We start from the raw sequence: 21116 nt of genomic DNA, 5'->3' as shown, positions 1-21116 counted from the left end.
GACCAGCCTACCGGGGATTCCCGGGCCGCCGACCGCCCGGGCCACGGCCGTCGGCCGTCCTGGAGGGCGTCAGGCGCCGGGGCGGGCCATGGCCTTGACGAAGGCGCGCTCCACGTCGGCGGTGGAGAGGACTCCGTAGATCTCGCCGGTCTCCTCGACGACCAGGTACTCGGTGGCGGGGGTGGCCTTGAGCCGGTCCAGGAGGGCTTCGCCGGCCAGTTCCGCGGGGATCCTCATACCGTCGGTGAGGTCCTGGGCGAGGCCGCTGACGGCGACCCAGGGGCGGCGGTGTTCGGGGACTCCGACGATGGCGGCCTCGCGGACGACGCCCTTGGGGTCGCCCTGTCCGTCGACGACGACGAGGGCGCGGGCGCCCGCCTCGTTGGCCCGGCGCAGCGCTTCGGAGAGCGGGGTGGCGGACTCGACGGGGACGGCGCGGCGGGTCAGGGTGCGGGCCCGGAGGTCGGGCAGGTGCTCGCGGAGGCGGGCCATGCGCAGGCTGTTCCCGGCGCCGGTCCAGATGATGCCCGCGAGGATCGCGGCGAGCAGCGCGTCCATGACGGTCTCGACGCCGCCGATGTCCTGCGCGGTGCCGCCGAGTGCTCCGGTGTGGGTGAGCAGCGGCAGTCCGACGAGGACGACGACGGCGAGGCCGCGGCCGACCCAGGCGGCGGCGATGGTGCCGCTCATGGGCTTGCCGGTGATCTTCCAGACGACGGCGCGGAGCATCCGGCCGCCGTCCAGCGGCAGGCCGGGCAGCAGGTTGAAGGCGGCCACGATGAGGTTGGAGATCATCAGGCCCGCGACCAGGACGCCGGGGACCGTGCCGGGCTCGACGAACTGCATCGCGCCGTAGAAGACGCCGCCGAGGACCAGGGACAGGAGCGGTCCGACGAAGGCCAGGACGAACTCGCGGCCGGGTGTCTCGCTCTCCTTCTCGATCTCCGAGACCCCGCCGAAGAACTGGAGCTGGATGCGGCGGACGGGGAGCTTGTAGCGCAGCGCGGCGACCGTGTGGGCCAGTTCGTGTACGAGCACGGAGGCGTAGAAGGCGATGGCGAAGAACAGGGCGACGAGGTATCGGGCGGCGCCCAGCTCCGGCAGCACACGGTCGAGCTGACCGCCGAACACCCAGGTGATCAGCGCGGCGACGACGAACCAGCTGGGGGCGACGTAGACGGGCACGCCGAAGGGCCGGCCCATGAGCAGGCCGCCGCCCGGCTCGGCGGGGCGTTTCGGCTTGCCGTTGTCGGGGTCGGCGCCGGGGGCCGTTCCCCCTGCGCCGGGCTGCGGCCGCCCGCTGTCGCCGCTGTCGTCCACGGGGTCCCTTCGGTTCGGTGAGTGGCGTTGGCCACGATCATGCAGTGTGGGAGGGTCTGCCGTCGATGGTATGCCGCTCGTTGTCAGTGGCGGGCCGTAGGGTCTTCAGACATGACCTCCGTGCCGCGGCCGCCCCAGCCGCCTTCGTCCCTGTCGCCGTCGCGGGCGAGCGATTTCATGCAGTGTCCCTTGCTCTACCGCTTCCGGGTCATCGACAAGCTGCCGGAGAAGCCCAGCGAGGCGGCTACCCGCGGCACGCTGGTCCATGCGGTGCTGGAGCGGCTCTTCGACGCACCGGCGGCCGACCGGACGGCGCCGCGGGCGCGGGCGCTGATCCCCGGCCAGTGGGACCGGCTGCTGGAGTCGAAGCCGGAGTTGACCGGGCTGTTCGCCGGGGACACCGAGGGGGAGCGCCTGACGCGCTGGCTGGGTGAGGCGGAGCGGTTGGTGGACCGGTGGTTCTCGCTGGAGGACCCGACGCGTCTTGAGCCGGCGGAGCGTGAGCTGTTCGTCGAGACGGAGCTGGAGTCGGGGCTGCGGCTGCGCGGGGTGATCGACCGCGTGGACATCGCGCCGAGCGGCGAGGTCCGGATCGTCGACTACAAGACGGGCAAGGCGCCGCGGCCGGAGTACTCCGAGGGTCCGCTGTTCCAGATGACGTTCTACGCGCTGGTGATCTGGCGGCTGAAGGGCGTGGTGCCGCGCCGCCTCCAGCTGGTCTATCTGGGCAGCGGGGACGTGCTGACGTACGACCCGGTGGTGGCGGACCTGGAGCGGGTGGAGCACAAGCTGCTGGCGCTGTGGGAGGCGATCTCGCTGGCGACGGAGACCGGGGACTGGCGGCCCCGGCCGACGAAGCTGTGCGGCTGGTGCGACCACCAGGCGGTGTGTCCGGAATTCGGCGGGACTCCCCCGGTATACCCGCTGTCGGTCCGCCCTGCGGATTCGGGTGAGGATGGCCAGGGCAGAATGGGACCGGTCCAGGCCGAGGCCGGCCGTGCCGTGGCCCTTGAGGGCCCTTAAGGAGTTCCTGTGGCGATCCGCGTCCTTCTGGTCGATGACCAGCCTCTGCTGCGCACCGGTTTCCGAATGATTCTGGAGGCCGAAGGCGATCTGGCGGTGGTCGGTGAGGCCGGTGACGGTCTGCAGGCCATCGATCAGGTGCGGGCGCTGCAGCCCGATGTGGTGCTGATGGACATCCGGATGCCGCGGATGGACGGCGTGGAGGCCACGCGTCAGATCTCCGGCCCCGGGAAGGACGGCCCGGCGAAGGTGCTGGTGCTGACCACCTTCGATCTGGACGAGTACGTGGTGGAGGCGTTGCGCGCCGGGGCGAGCGGCTTCCTGCTGAAGGACGCCCCGGCGGCGGAGCTGGTGCAGGCGATCCGGGTGGTGGCGGCGGGCGAGGCGATGCTCGCGCCGAGCATCACGCGCCGTCTGCTGGACAAGTACGCGGACCACCTGCCGTCCGGTGAGGACCCGGTGCCGGACGCCCTGCACACGCTGACGGACCGTGAGGTCGAGGTGCTGAAGCTGGTGGCGCGGGGGCTGTCCAACGCGGAGATCGCGGCGGATCTGTTCGTCAGCGAGACGACGGTCAAGACGCATGTGGGCCATGTGCTGACGAAGCTGGGCCTGCGGGACCGGGTGCAGGCCGCGGTGTACGCGTACGAGAGCGGGCTGGTGCGTCCCGGCGCGCAGTAGCGGCCCCGCACACCCGCACCACAACGCACACGCGCACATACGCATACGCATACGCACACGACGAAGCCGTCCGGCCCGCCCCCGTCCTGGAAACAGGAGGGGGCGGGCCGGACGGCTTCGGGTCGGGTCTCAGGCGCTGGGCCGGTTGAGTTCCCAGAGCTGGAGTTCGGAGGTGGCGCTGACGGAGCGCTCCACACCGGCGATCCCGTCGCGGGAGGCCACGTACTGCTTGCCCTGCCAGATCGGCAGCACCGGAACATCGGTGGCGACGATGTCCTGGAGCTTCTCGTAGGTGGGGCCGGCGGCGGTGCGGTCGGTCTCGCGGCGGGACTGCGGGATGAGGACCTTCTGCGCCTCGCGCGAGCGGTAGGGCGAGTTGAGGAAGTTGTTCTCGTCCAGGAAGGGCGCGGTGTAGTTGTCCGGGTCCGGGAAGTCGGGGAACCAGCCCATGCCGTAGGCCGCGTAGTCACCGCGCTTCTGCTCGGGGCGGTACTGCGACCACTCCTTGCCCTGGACGGAGACGTCGAAGAGGCCCGAGCTGTTCAGCTGCTGCTGGATCGCCTTGAACTCCTCGGCGGTGGCCGGGCCGTAGTGGTCGCTGGTGTAGTGCAGGGTGAACTTCACCGGCGTCTTGATCCCGGCGTCGTCGAGGATCGCCCGGGCTTTGGCGGTGCTGGGCTCGCCGTACTTGTTGAAGAAGGCGTTGGTGTGCCCGGCGATGCTGGACGGGATCAGCGAGTACAGCGGTTCGGCGGTGGTGCCGTACACCTTACCCGCGATCGCGCCCCGGTCGACGATCTGCGCGATGGCCTGGCGGACGGGCTTGCTGACCGCGGGGTCCTTGGTGTCGAACCCGAGGTAGCTGATGGCCAGGCCGGGCAGCTCGGTGAGCTCGATGCCCTCCTCCGGCTCCACGAGCATGTCGCGGGCCTGCTGGGGCGACATCGCCCGGGTCATCATGTGGATCTTCTCCTCGTCGAGCGCCTTGCCCATGGCCTCGGCGTCGGGGAACAGTTCCATCTCGACCTCGTCGTTGAGGACCTTCAGCTCGCCCTTGTACGAGGGGTTCCTGGTGAAGGCGATCTCGACGACCCGGCCCCCCTCGACCCGCGGCTTCATGGTGTACGGGCCGGAGCCGTTCACCTGGAAGCCGGTGCGGCCCTTCTTCGCCGGGTACTGCGCCTTCGGGACGATGCCGGCGGCGGGGGTGGCGAGCTTGTACGGGAAGGTCGCGTCGGGCGCGTTCAGGTGGAAGATCACCTGGTCGTCGCCCTTGGTCTCGATCATGTCGATGTTGGCGAGGAGTCCGACCGGCCCGCTGTCCGCGTCGATGTCGATGACCCGCTGGATGGAGTGCTTCACGTCCTCGGCGGTGACGGGTGCCCCGTCGGCGAAGGTGAGGCCCGGCCGCAGGGTGCAGCGGTAGCTCTCGTTCGCGGTGTCGGTGAAGGTACAGCTGCGGGCGGCCTCGGGCACCGGCTCGCCGCCGCCGCTCGGCACCGTGGTCAAGGTCTGCACGGTCTGCCGCAGGACGTTCCAGACGCCCGCCTCGTAGCCGATGGCCGGGTCGAGCGGCGCGGGGTTCTCCTTGGAGGCCACGAGCTGGTCCGTGGTGCCGACGACGATGGCTCCGTCGCCACCGGCGCCGCTGTCCGTGCTGCCGCAGGCGGCGAGCACGGGGGCGAGCAGGCCGACGACGGCCGGCAGCACCAGGGTCTTGCGGTTCATCTGGACGTTCTCCCTCATCCCGGCAGGTGAGGAATCCAAGCTAGTAGCCGCGGGTGGCACCTCCGACCGCCCGGCGGACGGCTCCCGCGCCTCCGGCGACCGGGCGGGGTGACATACGCCAACGATTACGGACAGCCCATCCGATCCCGGCGGCCCTCCGGAGGCCCGCAGGTGAGGAAGCTCACCTGTCGGGCCTCTTCCCAGACGCACCCTGCGACTGATCCACATCCACGGAACGTTGTCGGAACGCACACGGGGACGACCAGAAAATCCGCTGTTCGTTCACAAGTGCGCGGCGGGCGCGGGTGCACACCCGGTGCGGGTCAGCCCGTTCCGCCCGCCTGGGTGATGAGCTTGCGCAGGAAGGCGAGGTCGACCTCTTCGAGGGAGCCGACGACCACGCGTCCGGCCGCGGGCGCGATCGGGGCGACGGAAGGCACGGCGACGACCCGGCAGCCGGCGGCCTCGGCGGCGGCCACCCCGGTCGCCGTGTCCTCGATGACGGCGCAGCGCCAGGGGTCGGCGCCGAAGCCCGCGGCGGCGGTGAGGTAGGGCTCGGGGTGGGGCTTGGTCCGGGCGACCTCGTCCCCGGCGACGGTGAGCGCGAAGTGGTGGCGGCCCACCGATTCCAGCACCCGGTCGATGATCCGGCGGTGGGAGGCGGAGACGAGCGCGGTGGGCACCTCGTACGCGGCCAGTTCGGCGAGTAGCCGCTCGGCGCCCGGCATCAGCGGCACCCCGCGCGCGATGCGCTTCTCGAACCCGTCGTTGAGCAGCACCGTCAGCTCCTCCAGCCGGATGTCGGCGCCGGTGACGTCGATGAGGTAGCCGGCGCTGCGGGTCATCGGACCGCCGACGACCACGTCCCGCCAGGCCTCGTCGAGCCGGTGCCCGAGGCCTGCGAAGACCTCCTGCTCGACGTCCCACCAGAAGCCCTCGGTATCGACCAGGGTTCCGTCCATGTCGAGAAGGACCGCCTGCAGGGCGGCGCCTTCGGCCGTGCGGGTCAAGGACGCGGGGACCGTACTGGTCATCCGGCACACCTTCCGTAAGGGACGAGAAGGCCGGCCGCCATTCCCGGAGAACGGGAGGGCGACCGGCCTGCGCTGGACCGACCAGTGTACGACGTGTCCGGCCACGGTGCGCGAAGGGCGCGAGGCCGCGGCGGGAATACGGGGCAACGGGGACTTGACGATCAGGGGCGGACCCGACCTTGGCCGGGAAGACCCCCTCAGCGCGCGTTGAAGTACTTCGCCTCGGGGTGGTGGATGACGATGGCGTCGGTGGACTGCTCCGGGTGGAGCTGGAACTCCTCGGAGAGGTGAACGCCGATGCGTTCCGGCTGGAGGAGGTCGGCGATCTTGGCCCGGTCCTCCAGGTTCGGGCACGCCCCGTAACCGAGCGAGAACCGTGCGCCGCGGTACTTCAGCGCGAACATGTCCTCGACGTCCGCGGGGTCCTCCCCGGCGAAGCCGAGCTCGCTGCGGACCCGGGCGTGCCAGTACTCGGCGAGCGCCTCGGCGAGCTGGACGGAGAGGCCGTGCAGCTCCAGGTAGTCGCGGTAGGAGTTGGCGGCGAACAGTTCGGCGGTGGCCTCGCCGATCCGGGAGCCGACGGTGACGATCTGGAGGCCGATGACGTCCCTCTCGCCGGATTCCTCGGGGCGGAAGAAGTCGGCGAGGCAGAGGCGGCGGCCGCGGCGCTGGCGCGGGAAGGTGAAGCGGGTGCGCTCGGAGCCGTCCTCGTGGAGGAGGACCAGGTCGTCGCCCTTGGAGACGCAGGGGAAGTAGCCGTAGACGACGGCCGCTTCCAGGAGGTTGTTGGACTGGAGGTGGTCGAGCCAGCCGCGCAGGTGCGGGCGTCCCTCGGTCTCCACCAGCTCCTCGTACGTCGGTCCGTCGCCGGACCGGGCCTGCTTGAGGCCCCACTGGCCCTTGAAGAGCGCGCCCTCGTCGAGCCAGGAGGCGTAGTCCTTGAGCGGGATGCCCTTGATGACGCGGGTGCCCCGGAACGGCGGCTCGGGGATGGGGTTGGTGGTGGAGACGTCCGAGCGCACCGAGCCCTCGGGCTCCTCGACCTCCAGGACCGCGGTGTCGACGTCCTTCTTGGGGACCCTGCGCTGCTTGAGCTCGGGCAGGGCCGCGCCGGGCACGCCGCGCTTGACGCCGATGAGCGCGTCCATGAGGCGCAGGCCTTCGAAGGCGTCCCGGGCGTAGCGGACCTCGCCCTCGTAGATCTCGTGCAGGTCCTGCTCGACGTAGGCCCGGGTCAGCGCGGCGCCGCCGAGGATGACGGGGAAGTCGGCGGCCATCTTGCGCTGGTTGAGCTCCTGGAGGTTCTCCTTCATGATCACCGTCGACTTCACCAGGAGGCCGGACATGCCGATCACGTCCGCGCGGTGCTCCTCGGCGGCTTCCAGGATCGCGGAGACGGGCTGCTTGATACCGAGGTTGACGACGGTGTAGCCGTTGTTGGAGAGGATGATGTCGACGAGGTTCTTGCCGATGTCGTGGACGTCGCCGCGGACGGTGGCGAGCACGATCGTGCCCTTGCCGTCGTCGTCGGTCTTCTCCATGTGCGGCTCCAGGTGGGCCACGGCCGTCTTCATGACCTCGGCGGACTGGAGCACGAACGGCAGCTGCATCTGGCCGGAGCCGAACAGCTCGCCGACCACCTTCATGCCTTCCAGCAGCGTGTTGTTGACGATGTCGAGGGCCGGGGTGTCCTGGAGGGCCTCGTCGAGGTCGGCTTCCAGGCCGTTCTTCTCGCCGTCGATGATGCGGCGCTGGAGGCGCTCGTCCAGCGGGAGGGCCATCAGCTCCTCGGCCCGGCCCGCCTTCATCGACTTCATGTTGACGCCCTCGAACAGCTCCATGAGCTTCTGGAGGGGGTCGTAGCCCTCGCTGCGGCGGTCGTAGATCAGGTCGAGGGCGACCTTGACCTGCTCCTCCTCCAGCCGGGCGATCGGCAGGATCTTCGAGGCGTGCACGATCGCCGAGTCCAGGCCGGCCTTGACGCACTCGTCGAGGAAGACGGAGTTCAGGATGGTCCGCGCGGCCGGGTTCAGACCGAAGGAGATGTTGGAGAGGCCCAGCGTGGTCTGGACGTCCGGGTGACGCTGCTTCAGCTCGCGGATCGCCCCGATGGTGGCGACGCCGTCGCCGCGGGACTCCTCCTGACCGGTGCAGATGGTGAAGGTCAGGGTGTCGATGAGGATGTCCGACTCGTGGATGCCCCAGTTGGTGGTGAGGTCCTCGATCAGCCGCTCGGCGATGGCGACCTTGTGCTCGACCGTACGGGCCTGGCCCTCCTCGTCGATCGTCAGCGCGATCAGCGCGGCGCCGTGTTCGGAGGCCAGGGCGCTGACCTGCGCGAAGCGGGATTCGGGGCCGTCGCCGTCCTCGTAGTTCACCGAGTTCAGCACGGCCCGGCCGCCGAGCTTCTCCAGGCCGGCGCGGAGCACGGGCAGTTCGGTGGAGTCCAGCACGATCGGGAGGGTGGAGGCGGTCGCGAAGCGGCCGGCCAGCTCCGCCATGTCGGCGACGCCGTCGCGGCCCACGTAGTCGACGCAGAGGTCGAGCATGTGCGCGCCCTCGCGGATCTGGTCGCGGGCCATCTCCACGCAGTCGTCCCAGCGGGCCTCCAGCATGGCCTCGCGGAACTTCTTGGAGCCGTTGGCGTTGGTGCGCTCCCCGATCGCCAGGTAGGCGGTGTCCTGCCGGAAGGGAATGGTCTGGTAGAGCGAGGCCGCGCCCGGCTCGGGGCGCGGGTCGCGCTCGGTCGGCGTGAGCCCCCGGGCGCGCTCGACGACGGCCCGCAGGTGCTCGGGCGTCGTACCGCAGCAGCCGCCGATGAGGGAGAGGCCGTAGTCCCGGACGAAGTGCTCCTGGGAGTCGGCGAGACCGTCGGGGCCGAGCGGGAAGTGCGCGCCGTCCTTGGTGAGGACGGGCAGGCCGGCGTTGGGCATGCACATCAGGGGCGTACGGGAGTGGCGGGCGAGATAGCGCAGGTGCTCGCTCATCTCGTCCGGGCCGGTCGAGCAGTTCAGCCCGATCAGGTCGATGCCCAGCGGCTCCAGGGCGGTCAGGGCGGCGCCGATCTCGGAGCCCAGCAGCATGACGCCGGTCGTCTCGAAGGCGAGGGAGCAGATCAGGGGCACGTGGACGCCGAGGGCGTCCATCGCCCGGCGCGCGCCGATGATGCTGGACTTGGTCTGCAGCAGGTCCTGGGTGGTCTCGACGATCAGGGCGTCGGAGCCGCCCGTCAGGAGGCCCTCGGCGTTCTTCTGGTAGCCGTCGCGCAGGACGTCGTAGGTGATGTGGCCGAGCGAGGGCAGCTTGGTGCCGGGGCCGATCGAGCCGAGGACCCAGCGCTGGCGTCCGTCCTTGGCGCCGAACTCGTCGGCGACCTCGCGGGCGATCCGGGCGCCGGACTCGGAGAGCTCGAAGATGCGGTCGGCGATCTCGTACTCGTTCGCGGCGGAGTGGTTCGCGCCGAAGGTGTTCGTCTCGACGCAGTCGACGCCGACCGCGAAGTACTCCTCGTGTACCGAACGCACGATGTCGGGCCGGGTGACGTTCAGGATCTCGTTGCAGCCTTCGAGGTTCTCGAAGTCCTCCAGCGTGGGGTCCTGCGCCTGGAGCATGGTGCCCATCGCCCCGTCGGCCACCACCACACGGGTGGCGAGCGCCTCTCGGAGTGCGTCTGCGCGGGTCCGGCTGTCGGCGGCGGATGTCGGCAACGAGGCCATGGATGATCTCCCAGGGATGCGACGGCTGTCGGCTTTGCGTCCTTCTTGGGGAAGGCGCACCTCGCCAGCCTAGCCCGACACCGCTCGGGACCGTAGGGGGCGTCCATGGGACGGACTGCATGCTGTGCGGGTGCGGCGGGTGCGGCCCGGTGGCGGAGACTTTCCCCCGGAGTCCGGCGCAGGTCGGCATCGACCGATAGTGTTCAGCATTGTCGAACCGAGGTGGAGGAGTACGGCGCGATGGCCAAGAACATCCAGTCGCTGGAGCGGGCGGCCGCGATGCTGCGCCTGCTGGCGGGCGGCGAGCGCCGGCTCGGGCTCTCCGACATCGCCTCCTCGCTGGGGCTGGCCAAGGGCACCGCGCACGGCATTCTGCGCACGCTCCAACTGGAGGGCTTCGTCGAGCAGGACGCGGCGTCGGGCCGCTACCAGCTGGGCGCGGAGCTGCTGCGGCTGGGCAACAGCTATCTGGACGTCCACGAGCTGCGGGCGCGCGCCCTGGTCTGGACGGACGACCTGGCCCGCTCCAGCGGCGAGAGCGTGCACCTCGGGGTGCTGCACCAGCACGGCGTGCTGATCGTCCACCACGTCTTCCGGCCCGACGACAGCCGCCAGGTGCTGGAGGTCGGGGCCATGCAGCCGCTGCACTCCACGGCGCTGGGCAAGGTGCTGTCCGCGTACGACCCGGTGGCCCACAGCGAGGTAATGGAGGCGGAGCGCCGCTCCTTCACCGGGCGCACCGTCACCGCCGCCGACGCCTTCGAGTCGATGCTCGACCTGATCCGGGCCCAGGGCTGGGCCGCCGACGCCGAGGAGACCTGGGAGGGCGTGGCCGCGGTGGCCGCCCCGATCCACGACCGGCGCAGGATGCCCGTCGGGGCGGTCGCCGTGACGGGCGCGGTGGAGCGGGTGGCCCCGGGCGGGACGCTGCGCCCCGAGCTGATCGCGGCCGTGCGGGACTGCGCCCGCGCGGTCTCCCGGGATCTGGGCGCCAACCGCTTCTGACGAATCCGCACGGCCCGCCCCGCCCGCTCCCCGCGCCGCGCCCCCTCCCGCTCCCGTACGTGTGCGCCCGTCGGCGTGAGCCCGTACGCGTAGCGCCGTACGCGTGGCGCCGTACGCGTGGCGCCGTACGCGTGACTCCGTACGCGGCCGCGTCCGCTCCTGCCGCCCGGCGCCGGGCGGTCGCCGCTCACGCCGCGGCGTGTCCGAGCCCGCCCCGAGCCGCCCCGGCCCCTGGCGGTAACGATCGCGTCGCGCGCCGAGTCGTGGACCACAGAACCCTTGACGCTTCCTTCACTCGGGGGAAACACTGCCGTTCAACGGTCGGCATTGTCGAACGCCTAACGGCAATACGCGTTAGGGTGTGATGGTGCCAAGGGCCGGTCAAGCCCTTACAGGTGGGCTGCCCACGCTTCGTGGATACCCATCTGGGGCGCGGATCACCGGCGGGCCCGGTGCTCCGCTCTCCCCTGGACGAAGGACAAAGGAGTCGCGGGTGTCCAGCTCCGACATTTTCATCGGCGAGACCATAGGTACCGCCGTACTCATCCTGCTCGGCGGCGGTGTCTGTGCCGCCGTCACGTTGAAGAGCTCCAAGGCCCGTGACGCGGGCTGGCTGGCCATCACCCTCGGGTGGGGTTTCGCCGTGCTGACCGGCGCCTACCTCGCCGGCGGCGTATCGGGCGCCCATCTCAATCCCGCGGTCACGGTCGGCCTCGCCATCGAGGGCGGCACCGCGTGGGGCGACGTTCCCCTCTACCTCTTCTCGCAGCTGCTCGGCGCGATGATCGGCGCCCTGCTCGTCTGGGCGGTCTACTACGGCCAGTTCCACGCGCATCTGACCGACCCGGAGATCGTCGGGACCAAGTCCACCGACGAAGGCATGGTCGACCGGGCCGCGGCCCCGAAGGCCGGCCCGGTGCTCGGGATCTTCTCCACCGGTCCGGAGATCCGCAACGGCGTCCAGAACGTCGTCACCGAGATCATCGCGACCGTCGTGCTGGTCCTGGCGATCCTGACCCAGGGCCTCAATGACGAGGGCAACGGCCTCGGCGTCCTCGGCGCGCTGATCACCGCCCTGGTCGTCGTCGGTATCGGCCTCTCGCTCGGCGGCCCCACCGGCTACGCCATCAACCCGGTCCGCGACCTCGGTCCGCGCATCGTGCACTCCCTGCTGCCGCTGCCGAACAAGGGTGGTTCGGACTGGGGCTACGCGTGGGTACCCATCGTGGGTCCGCTCATCGGTGGCGCACTCGCCGGCGGGCTCTACAACCTCGCCTTCGCGTAGACACCCCAGTCCGAGCCGCACCTCCTCACTTCACAGACCTCCGGGAGCACACCGTGACCGACGCACACACCACCGGCACCCACGGCACCGGGCCGTTCATCGCGGCCATCGACCAGGGCACCACCTCCAGCCGCTGCATCGTCTTCGACAAGGACGGCCGGATCGTCTCCGTCGACCAGAAGGAGCACGAGCAGATCTTCCCGAAGCCGGGCTGGGTCGAGCACGACGCGACCGAGATCTGGGAGAACGTCCAGGAGGTCGTCGCCGGGGCCGTCGTCAAGGCCGGCATCACCTCCGCCGACGTCAAGGCGATCGGCATCACCAACCAGCGCGAGACCACGCTGATGTGGGACAAGAACACCGGTGAGCCGGTCCACAACGCGCTGGTCTGGCAGGACACCCGCACCGACGCGCTCTGCAAGGAGCTCGGCCGCAACGTGGGCCAGGACCGGTTCCGCCGCGAGACCGGGCTGCCGCTCGCCTCGTACTTCGCCGGCCCCAAGGTCCGCTGGCTGCTCGACAACGTCGAGGGGCTGCGCGAGCGCGCCGAGGCCGGCGACATCCTCTTCGGCACCATGGACTCCTGGGTCATCTGGAACCTGACCGGCGGCACCGACGGCGGGGTGCACGTCACCGACGTCACCAACGCCTCACGCACCCTCCTGATGAACCTGCACCGGATGGAGTGGGACGAGAAGATCCTCTCCTCCCTCGGCATCCCGGCCGCGGTGCTCCCCGAGATCCGCTCCTCCGCCGAGGTGTACGGCCACGCCAAGGGCGGCATCCTCGACGGCATTCCCGTCGCCTCCGCGCTCGGCGACCAGCAGGCGGCGCTCTTCGGCCAGACCTGTTTCGCCGAGGGCGAGGCCAAGTCCACGTACGGCACCGGCACCTTCATGCTGATGAACACCGGCTCCACCCCGGTGAACTCGTACAACGGGCTGCTCACCACCGTCGGCTACCAGATCGGCGACAAACCCCCGGTGTACGCGCTGGAGGGCTCCATCGCGGTCACCGGGTCGCTGGTGCAGTGGATGCGTGACCAGATGGGCCTGATCAAGTCGGCCGCGGAGATCGAGACGCTGGCCTCCTCGGTCGAGGACAACGGCGGCGCGTACTTCGTGCCCGCCTTCTCCGGTCTCTTCGCCCCCTACTGGCGTCCCGACGCCCGCGGGGTGATCACCGGTCTCACCCGTTACGTCACCAAGGCGCACATCGCCCGTGCCGTCCTGGAGGCCACCGCCTGGCAGACCCGTGAGATCAGCGACGCCATGACGAAGGACTCCGGCGTCGAGCTGACCGCGCTCAAGGTCGACGGCGGCATGACGTCCAACAACCTGCTGATGCAGACGCTCGCCGACTTCCTGGACGCGCCCGTGGTGCGCCCCATGGTCGCCGAGACCACCTGCCTCGGCGCCGCCTACGCCGCCGGTCTCGCCGTCGGCTTCTGGCCGGACACCGACGCGCTGCGCGCCAACTGGCGCCGGGCCGCCGAGTGGACACCCCGCATGGACGCGGACACCCGTGCCCGCGAGTACAAGAGCTGGCTCAAGGCCGTCGAACGGACCATGGGCTGGATCGAGGACGAAGAAAGCTGACGAGGAGCATCACCATGACCACCCTGCAGAGCGTTCCCGCCCTCGGAACGCACCCGGCCTCCGGCTCGCTGCCGAGCCGCGCCGAGACCCGGGAGCAGCTGTCCCGGGCCACGTACGACCTCCTGGTCATCGGCGGCGGCATCCTGGGCATCTCCACCGCCTGGCACGCCGCGCAGTCCGGGCTGCGGGTGGCCCTGGTGGACGCCGGCGACTTCGCCGGCGCCACCTCCTCCGCCTCCTCCAAGCTCCTCCACGGCGGTCTGCGCTACCTCCAGACCGGTGCGGTCAAGCTGGTCGCCGAGAACCACTTCGAGCGCCGCGCGGTCTCCCGCGAGGTGGCCCCGCACCTGGCCAACCCGCTCACCTTCTACCTGCCGGTCTACAAGGGCGGCCCGCACGGCGCGGCCAAGCTCGGCGCGGGCGTCTTCGCCTACTCCGCGCTCTCCGCGTTCGGCGACGGCGTCGGCCACGTCATCTCCCCGGCCAAGGCGCAGCGCGACGTCCCCGAGCTGCGCACCGACAACCTCAAGGCCGTCGCGGTCTACGGCGACGATCAGATGAACGACGCGCGCATGGCCCTGATGACGGTCCGCGCGGCCGTCGACGCGGGCGCGGCCGTCCTGAACCACGCGGCGGTCACCGGGCTCCGCTTCACCCGGGGCCGGGTCACGGGCGCCGACCTGAAGGACAGCACGGACGGCACCGAGTTCGGCGTCACCGCCCGGCTCGTGCTGAACGCCACCGGCCCCTGGGTCGACCACCTGCGGAAGATGGAGGACCCGAACGCGGCCCCCTCCATCCGGCTGTCCAAGGGCGCGCACCTGGTCCTCAAGCGGACCCGGCCGTGGCGGGCGGCGCTGGCCACCCCGATCGACAAGTACCGGATCACGTTCGCCCTCCCCTGGGAGGACATGCTGCTGCTCGGCACGACGGACGAGGAGTACGAGGGCGACCCGGCGGACGTCGCGGTGACCGAGGCGGACACCGCGCAGATCCTCGACGAGGCGGCGTTCTCGATCAAGGACCAGCAGCTGTCGCGCGATCTGATCACGTACTCCTTCGCGGGTCTGCGGGTGCTGCCCGGCGGTCCCGGCGACACGTCCAAGGCCAAGCGCGAGACGGTCGTCACCGAGGGCCGCGGCGGGATGCTGTCGGTCGCCGGCGGCAAGTGGACGACCTTCCGTCACATCGGCCGCACCGTCATGAACAAGCTGGCCGCCCTGCCCGGGCACCCGTTGGCCGAGGACATGGAGCCGATGAGCCGGCTGCCCCGGAAGCTCCCGCTGCCCGGGATCGCCAACCCGAACGCGGTGGCGCACCGGCTGCTGATCGACGGCGGCACACCCGGCCCCCGGATGGCGCCGGACACCGCCCGGCACCTGGCCACGCACTACGGTTCGCTCGCCTTCGACATCGCCCGGCTGGCGAACGAGAGCCCGGAGCTGGCCGAGCGCGTCCACCCGGACGCCCCGGAGATCTGGGCCCAGGTCGCCTACGCCCGGGACCACGAGTGGGCCGAGACGGCGGACGACGTGCTGCGCCGGCGGACCACGCTGACGATCCGGGGCCTGGCGACGGACGGCGTCCGCGCCGGCGTCGAGAAGCTGCTGACCGACCGGGACTGACCCGCCTCACGCGTGCCAGGACGGGGGCGGTTCCCTCGGGAGCCGCCCCCGCCGACGTGCGCGATCGCCCCGGCGCACGCGCCACACTCCCGCCATACGCTCGCAACGTGCCCCGGGGACAGTGGAGTTCATGAGATTCTCCGTGCTCTCCCTGATCGGCCACGAACCGCACCCGCTCACCGGTGAACTCCTCCCGGCCGCCGACCGGTTCGAGGAGGTGATCGACACGGCCACGGTGGCGGAGCGGCTCGGCTTCGACGCGTACTCCGTCGGAGAACGGCACGCCGGGGCGTTCCTCTCCTCCAGTCCGAACGTCGTGCTGGGCGCGATCGCGGCCCGTACCAGCACCATCCGGCTGCTCACCGGGGTGACCGTCGTCGCGATCCTCGACCCGGTCCGGGTGGCGGAGGACTTCGCGACGCTCGACCAGATATCCCGGGGCCGGGTCGAACTCGTCGTCGGCAAGGGCGCGGAGGCGGGCCACTTCGACCTGTTCGGGCTCGACGAAGCACGGCAGTGGGACCTCCAGAAGGAGAAGTACGAGCTGCTGCGGCGGCTGTGGAGCGAGGAGGGCGTTGACTGGGAGGGCGAGTTCCGGCCGCCCCTGAAGAACGTGACGACGGTGCCGCGCCCGTACGCGGGCGTGCCGCGCGTCTGGCACGGCTCGGCGACCAGCCGCAACTCCCCCGAACTGGCGGCCAAGCACGGCGACCCGCTGTTCACCGCGAACGCCATCCAGCCGCGCGAGGCGTACGCCCGGCTCATCGCCCACTACCGGGAGCGGTTCGAGGCGTACGGGCACGATCCGGCGGACGCCCAGGTGGCGGCGGGATCGGGCGGACTCCTCATCGCGAGCAGCTCACAGGCGGCGATCGACCGGTACAAGGCGCTGTACGAGGCGCGGGTGCGGCAGGTCTTCAAGCCGCGTCTGGAGGGCAGGGCCGGCTACAACACCCCGTTCCGCACGATCGAGGAGGCGATCGAGGGCGGACCGCAGCTGATCGGCAGCCCGCAGCAGATCATCGACAAGATCCTCGGCTGGCACGAGGTCTACCGCCACGACCTCCAGTCGATCACCGTGGACGGCTTCGGGCTGGGCCGGCCGGAGCAGTTGGAGACGCTCCAGCGGTTCGCGGAGGAGATCGCCCCGGTGGTGCGCCGGGAGGCGCCGTCCTCGCCGCGGAGCTGACGCGGGGCCGGCTCGCCGCCCTACCGGTGCGGAACGGCGGGCCGCCGTGTCGCGGGGGGCCATGATGCACTGATCCGCCCGATGATCCACTCCCGGTGGCAGGGTTCACCCGGCCGTGCAAGAGGGCTGCGGCGGGGGCCCCCGGAAGCCGTAAGGTTGCTCCGTACGTATGGAGACATCGGAAGGAGGCCCGGGTGATCGAGCTCGAGTCGGTGCCCGAGCTGATCGACCCGGTCATGGTGGCCGCGTTCGAAGGCTGGAACGACGCCGGGGACGCCGCCTCCACAGCGGTCGGTCATCTGGACCGGGAGTGGAAGGGCGAGGTGTTCGCGGCGCTGGACGCCGAGGACTACTACGACTTCCAGGTCAACCGGCCCACGGTGTGGCTGGACGGCGGTACGCGGAAGATCACCTGGCCGACGACGCGGCTGTCCGTGGTGCGGGTGGGCGGGGAGAAGCCCCGGGACCTGGTCCTGGTGCGCGGTATCGAACCGTCCATGCGCTGGCGGTCGTTCTGCAACGAGATCCTCGGCTTCGCCCATGAGCTGGGCGTCGAAATGGTCGTCATCCTGGGCGCGTTGCTCGGCGACACCCCGCACACCCGGCCGGTGCCGGTGAGCGGGGTCACCTCGGACGCGGACCTGGCACGGACGATGGACCTGGAGGAGACGCGGTACGAGGGGCCCACGGGCATCGTCGGGGTCCTCCAGGAGGCGTGCACCCACGCCGGCGTCCCCGCGGTCAGCCTGTGGGCCGCGGTACCGCACTACGTGTCGCAGCCGCCGAACCCGAAGGCGACGCTGGCCCTGCTGAACCGTCTCGAGGACCTGATCGGGCTGCGGATCCCGCTGGGCGAACTGCCCGAGGACGCACGGGCCTGGCAGCTCGGGGTGGACCAGCTCGCCTCGGAGGACAGCGAGGTCGCCGAGTACGTGCAGACGCTGGAGGAGGCGCGGGACACCGCGGAGCTTCCCGAGGCGTCCGGCGAGGCCATCGCCCGGGAGTTCGAGCGCTATCTGCGACGGCGGGACGGCGGCCCCGGGCAGGGTCCGGGCGGCCACGCGACGGAGTCCGGGGAGGTGCCGTATCTGCGTGACCCCTCCAGCGGCCGCACCCGCCCGCCGAAGCCGCCGCGTCCGGAGCCGGGGCGGGGGAAGGCCGCCGACGACCAGGGCGCCAAGGGCCCTGACGAGGCGCCGGGGAACGACGCCGGCGAAGGCTCCGGGGGCACCCCCGACGAGGACTGAGCGGGCGCCGGTGGCCAGTGGAGGCCCAGGAACGGCGGAGCGCCGCACGGGAGCCGATCCCGTGCGGCGCTCCGTTCGTGTGTCCGGTGCCGCGCTCCGTCCTACAGCGCGACGCCCAGCAGGGCGTCGACCGTACGCGAGACGACGCCGGGCGCACCCTCGTCCGCGCCGCCCTCCGCGCCCTGGAGCGCGGCCCAGCGGTCCACCGCGGCGAGCGCCGCGGGGCTGTCCAGGTCGTCCGCGAGGGCCTCGCGGACCTCTTCGACCAGCGCGTCGGCCGACGGTCCGTCGGGGCGCGAGACGGCGGCCCGCCAGCGCGCGAGGCGCTCGACGGCGTCGGCCAGCACCTGGTCGGTCCACTCCCAGTCGGACCGGTAGTGGCGGGAGAGCAGGGCGAGCCGGAGGGCCGCCGGGTCCACGCCGTCGCGGCGCAGCGTCGAGACGAAGACCAGGTTGCCGCGCGACTTGGACATCTTCTCGCCGTCCAGGCCGACCATTCCGGCGTGGACGTACGCCTTGGCGAACGGGTGCTCGCCGGTCAGCGCCTGGGCGTGGGATGCGCCCATCTCGTGGTGCGGGAAGGCGAGGTCGGAGCCGCCGCCCTGGATGTCGAAGCCCATGCCGAGGTGGTCGAGCGCGATGGCGACGCACTCGATGTGCCAGCCCGGGCGACCCTCGCCCAGGGAGGCCCCGTCCCAGCTCGGCTCGCCCGGGCGGGCGGCCATCCAGAGCATCGGGTCGAGGGGATTCTTCTTGCCGGGGCGCTCCGGGTCGCCGCCGCGTTCGGCGGAGAGCAGGCGCATCGCCTCGGCGTCGAGGCCTGAGACCTCGCCGAAGTGCGGGTCGGCGTCGACGGAGAAGTAGACGTCGCCGTCCAGGTCGTAGGCGGCGCCCGCGTCCCGGAGGCGTTCGACGAGGGGCACGATGCCCGGTATCGCCTCGACCGCTCCGATGTAGTGCTGCGGGGGCAGCATCCGCAGGGCGGTCATGTCCTCGCGGAAGAGCGCCGTCTCGCGCTCCGCGAGCTCGGTCCAGTCCTGACCGTCGCGCACGGCCCGCTCCAGCAGCGGATCGTCCACGTCGGTCACGTTCTGGACGTAGTGGACCTGCCGCTTGGTGTCGAGCCACACGCGCTGAACGAGGTCGAACGCGTTGTAGGTCGCCGCATGACCCATATGGGTCGCGTCGTACGGCGTGATGCCGCAGACGTAGATGCGGGCGACGGGACCGGGGTCAAGGGTGATCCGTCCGCCGGTCGCGGTGTCGTGGATCCGAAGGTCGCGGCCCTTGCCAGGCAGGGCGGGGACCTCAGAAGCGGGCCAGGCATGCATGTCATGAGCGTAACCGGACGATGCTTCCGGATACGAACCGGCACCGGAAACCTGTCCGAAGAGGCCCTCTTGCGGGAAACCCGGGGCAGGCGGTACGGCCTTGCCCGGACGCCAGGAGCTCCTACACCGGGGGCCAGGGGATGGGTGGCCACTGGCCGCTCGGCCGCGGGTGCAGGGCGCTCTTGACCAGCCCGTCGACCCGCCGGCGCAGGGCCTCCAGTTCGGCCGGTGTGATGAGTTCGGCCATCCGGGTGGCGAGGGCCGTCCCCGGCGCCAGCTCGACGGCGAGCCGGCCCAGCACGGCCAGCGCCTCCTCGGTCAGCGGCTCGCCCGCCCAGCCCCAGAGCAGGGTCCGCAGCTTGTCGTCCGCGTTGAAGGTGACGCCGTGGTCGATGCCGAAGAGCCGTCCGCCGGGGGCGGGCAGCAGGTGTCCGCCCTTGCGGTCACCGTTGTTGATCACCGCGTCCAGCACGGCGAGCCGCCGCAGCCGGACGTCGTCGGCATGTACCAGCAGCGCGGTCTTCCCCTCCCCCACGTCCGCGAAGCCCACGGCCTTCCAGCCGTCACCGGGCTCCTCGTCCTCGACGAGCGCCAGCAGCTCGGGGGCGTCCTCGTCGGACGGGGGGCCGTCGATCCAGAGCTGGCACATGCCCTGCCCGTACGGCCCGTCCCGCAGCACGGTCGGCGGCACGAGGTCCCAGCCGGTCGCCCGGGAGATCTCGTACGCGGCGACCTCCCGCTGGGCGAGGGTCCCGTCGGGGAAGTCCCACAGCGGCTGCTCCCCCGCGACCGGCTTGTAGGCGCAGGGGCGCTCCTCGCCCTCGTACGCCACCGTGCAGTGCAGCACCGCGTTGGACGCCCCGCCGACCTGCCCGAGGACGGTGATCGTGCCCTCGGTGAGCAGGGTGAGCAGGTCCGTGTCCGTCAGGCTCCGCGACGGTATCCGTTCTGGCGCGGGCATACGTGTCCTTCCGGATCAAGGGGCAGGCTGCACAACGGACACGGCGGGCGGCCTGCGTTGACGACGTCCAGGGCTCGCTTGGCGAAGGCGCGGGCCTGGGCGCCGCTGAGCCGGACACGGAGCATCGGCGGGCCGTTCTCCTCGTCCTGGAGGAGCTTCTCCTCGGCCTCCGCGAGGTCGTCCTCGGAGCCGGCGTCGAGTTCGACGAGGGCCTGCGCCTCGACGATCATGCGCTGCTCCTCGCCGTCCCAGGCCAGGGCCATGGTGCCGACCCGGAACTCCTCCTCGACGGGCACGTCGAGCGGCGCGGTGTCGGAGACGTCGGTGGGGGCCACCGCGGGCACCGGGGAGTTGCCCCCGGTGCGGCGTACGACCTCGTCGAGCAGTTCGTCGATCCGCTCGGCGAGTGCGGTGACCTGGGCCTTCTCCAGGGCGACGCTGGTGACCCTGCCCTGGGAGGACGCCTGGAGGAAAAACGTACGGCGGCCAGGCAACCCGACCGTACCGGCCACGAATCGGTCCGGTGGGTCGTAGAGGAACACCTGACGGGACACGTCCTGCTCCCTTGAGCTTCGATGGTGGTTGAGCGGCGCTACGGCGCGTCCACCCTACTGCCCGGAGCGATCACGGCGCGCCCGCACCGCCCCCGACCGTCGCGTCCGCCGAGCCGTCGTCCGTGGGGGACGCGGCGGCGTCCGCCCCGACGGACTGCTCGCGGGGAGCCAGGGAGGCGAGGTCGCCGGTGTCGCCGAGCCTCAGGACGAAGGGGCGCAGCCGGGTGTAGCGGATCGCGGTGACCGAGCAGGGGTCGACGTGGACACGCTGGAAGAGGTCCAGGTGCATGCCCAGCGCGTCGGCGACGAGGGACTTGATGATGTCGCCGTGCGAGCACATGACGTAGGTGGCGTCCTCACCGTGCTCCGCCTCGACCCGGTCGTTCCAGTCGCGTACGGCGTCGACGGCGCGGGCCTGCATCGCGCGCATCGACTCGCCGCCCGGGAAGGCCGCGGCGGAGGGGTGCTGCTGGACGACGGACATCAGGGGCTCGTCGGACAGTTCGGCCAGCTTCCGTCCCGACCAGTCGCCGTAGTCGCACTCGCTGACGCGGTCCTCGGTGTGCAGGGGCAGGCCGGGGCGGGCGTCGAGAAGCGGCTGGAGCGTCTGCCGGCAGCGCTCCAGGGGGCTGCTGACGGCGAGGACCGGGACCACCGCGGAAAGCCGCGCGGGGAGAGCCGCGGCCTGTTCGGCGCCGCGTTCGTCGAGGGAGACACCGGGGGTGCGGCCCGCGAGCACTCCGGCGGTGTTGGCGGTCGAGCGTCCGTGGCGTACGAGGATCAGGGTGGGCATACCCGCCAGGGTAGAGGGACGGGGAA

The 21116-nt window shown here is 71.3% G+C and carries 16 protein-coding genes; 8 read left to right on the top strand and 8 right to left on the bottom strand.

Going from position 1 to position 21116, the window contains the following annotated elements:
* Positions 1 to 69: 69 nt before the first annotated feature.
* Positions 70 to 1320, bottom strand: a complete 1251-nt coding sequence (locus AC3CH1_RS30265) for a site-2 protease family protein (protein WP_488465795.1) — start codon at positions 1318 to 1320, stop codon at positions 70 to 72.
* A 177-nt stretch (positions 1321 to 1497) separates the two neighbouring features.
* On the opposite strand from AC3CH1_RS30265, the gene AC3CH1_RS30260 reads away from it, so the two are divergent.
* Both AC3CH1_RS30260 and AC3CH1_RS30255 read left to right on the top strand, forming a co-directional pair.
* Positions 1498 to 2343, top strand: coding sequence for a RecB family exonuclease (locus AC3CH1_RS30260; RefSeq protein WP_488465794.1), 846 nt, complete (start codon positions 1498 to 1500; stop codon positions 2341 to 2343).
* A 9-nt stretch (positions 2344 to 2352) separates the two neighbouring features.
* The gene (locus AC3CH1_RS30255) at positions 2353 to 3024 is read left to right on the top strand and encodes a response regulator (RefSeq protein ID WP_352241707.1); all 672 of its coding nucleotides are present in this window, start codon (positions 2353 to 2355) and stop codon (positions 3022 to 3024) included.
* Positions 3025 to 3153: 129 nt separating this feature from the next.
* On the opposite strand, the gene AC3CH1_RS30250 is transcribed toward AC3CH1_RS30255, so the two are convergent.
* The 3 genes from AC3CH1_RS30250 to metH form a co-directional block, all read right to left on the bottom strand.
* Complete coding sequence (locus AC3CH1_RS30250) at positions 3154 to 4752, bottom strand: ABC transporter substrate-binding protein (RefSeq protein WP_488465793.1); 1599 nt, start codon at positions 4750 to 4752, stop codon at positions 3154 to 3156.
* Between the two features lie 323 nt (positions 4753 to 5075).
* On the bottom strand, positions 5076 to 5786 hold the full coding sequence (locus tag AC3CH1_RS30245; RefSeq protein WP_488465792.1) for an HAD family hydrolase: 711 nt from the start codon (positions 5784 to 5786) through the stop codon (positions 5076 to 5078).
* 197 nt (positions 5787 to 5983) lie between these two features.
* Positions 5984 to 9502: a methionine synthase gene (metH, locus tag AC3CH1_RS30240; protein ID WP_488465791.1), complete on the bottom strand. Its 3519-nt coding sequence runs from the start codon at positions 9500 to 9502 to the stop codon at positions 5984 to 5986.
* Between the two features lie 240 nt (positions 9503 to 9742).
* Between metH and AC3CH1_RS30235 the strand changes: the two genes are divergently transcribed.
* From AC3CH1_RS30235 to AC3CH1_RS30210, 6 genes are all read left to right on the top strand, one after another.
* Complete coding sequence (locus AC3CH1_RS30235; RefSeq protein WP_488465790.1) at positions 9743 to 10507, top strand: IclR family transcriptional regulator; 765 nt, start codon at positions 9743 to 9745, stop codon at positions 10505 to 10507.
* A 493-nt stretch (positions 10508 to 11000) separates the two neighbouring features.
* Positions 11001 to 11792 carry an MIP/aquaporin family protein gene (locus AC3CH1_RS30230; RefSeq protein WP_488465789.1) on the top strand — a complete coding sequence of 264 codons (792 nt, stop codon included), beginning with the start codon at positions 11001 to 11003 and terminating at the stop codon, positions 11790 to 11792.
* A 53-nt stretch (positions 11793 to 11845) separates the two neighbouring features.
* On the top strand, positions 11846 to 13390 hold the full coding sequence (glpK, locus tag AC3CH1_RS30225) for a glycerol kinase GlpK (RefSeq protein WP_488465788.1): 1545 nt from the start codon (positions 11846 to 11848) through the stop codon (positions 13388 to 13390).
* Positions 13391 to 13404: 14 nt separating this feature from the next.
* Positions 13405 to 15015, top strand: a complete 1611-nt coding sequence (locus AC3CH1_RS30220; protein WP_488465787.1) for a glycerol-3-phosphate dehydrogenase/oxidase — start codon at positions 13405 to 13407, stop codon at positions 15013 to 15015.
* A 130-nt stretch (positions 15016 to 15145) separates the two neighbouring features.
* Positions 15146 to 16204: an LLM class flavin-dependent oxidoreductase gene (locus AC3CH1_RS30215; RefSeq protein ID WP_488465786.1), complete on the top strand. Its 1059-nt coding sequence runs from the start codon at positions 15146 to 15148 to the stop codon at positions 16202 to 16204.
* Between the two features lie 194 nt (positions 16205 to 16398).
* Positions 16399 to 17451, top strand: a complete 1053-nt coding sequence (locus tag AC3CH1_RS30210; RefSeq protein WP_488465785.1) for a PAC2 family protein — start codon at positions 16399 to 16401, stop codon at positions 17449 to 17451.
* Between the two features lie 101 nt (positions 17452 to 17552).
* Here the strand turns inward: AC3CH1_RS30210 and mshC are convergent, their stop codons facing one another.
* The 4 genes from mshC to AC3CH1_RS30190 form a co-directional block, all read right to left on the bottom strand.
* A complete protein-coding gene (gene mshC, locus AC3CH1_RS30205; protein ID WP_488465784.1) occupies positions 17553 to 18782 on the bottom strand; it encodes a cysteine--1-D-myo-inosityl 2-amino-2-deoxy-alpha-D-glucopyranoside ligase in 1230 nt (409 codons plus the stop codon).
* A 121-nt stretch (positions 18783 to 18903) separates the two neighbouring features.
* The gene (locus AC3CH1_RS30200; protein WP_488465783.1) at positions 18904 to 19743 is read right to left on the bottom strand and encodes an SCO1664 family protein; all 840 of its coding nucleotides are present in this window, start codon (positions 19741 to 19743) and stop codon (positions 18904 to 18906) included.
* On the bottom strand, positions 19707 to 20297 hold the full coding sequence (locus AC3CH1_RS30195) for a DUF3090 domain-containing protein (RefSeq protein ID WP_018959545.1): 591 nt from the start codon (positions 20295 to 20297) through the stop codon (positions 19707 to 19709). Before AC3CH1_RS30195 ends, AC3CH1_RS30200 begins: the two co-directional genes overlap by 37 nt.
* 70 nt (positions 20298 to 20367) lie before the next feature.
* Positions 20368 to 21090, bottom strand: coding sequence for a histidine phosphatase family protein (locus tag AC3CH1_RS30190; RefSeq protein ID WP_488465782.1), 723 nt, complete (start codon positions 21088 to 21090; stop codon positions 20368 to 20370).
* Positions 21091 to 21116 lie beyond the last annotated feature (26 nt).

This window comes from Streptomyces sp. MGP-P1 (assembly GCF_057766565.1).
This window is presented reverse-complemented; position numbering and strand designations above follow the sequence as displayed.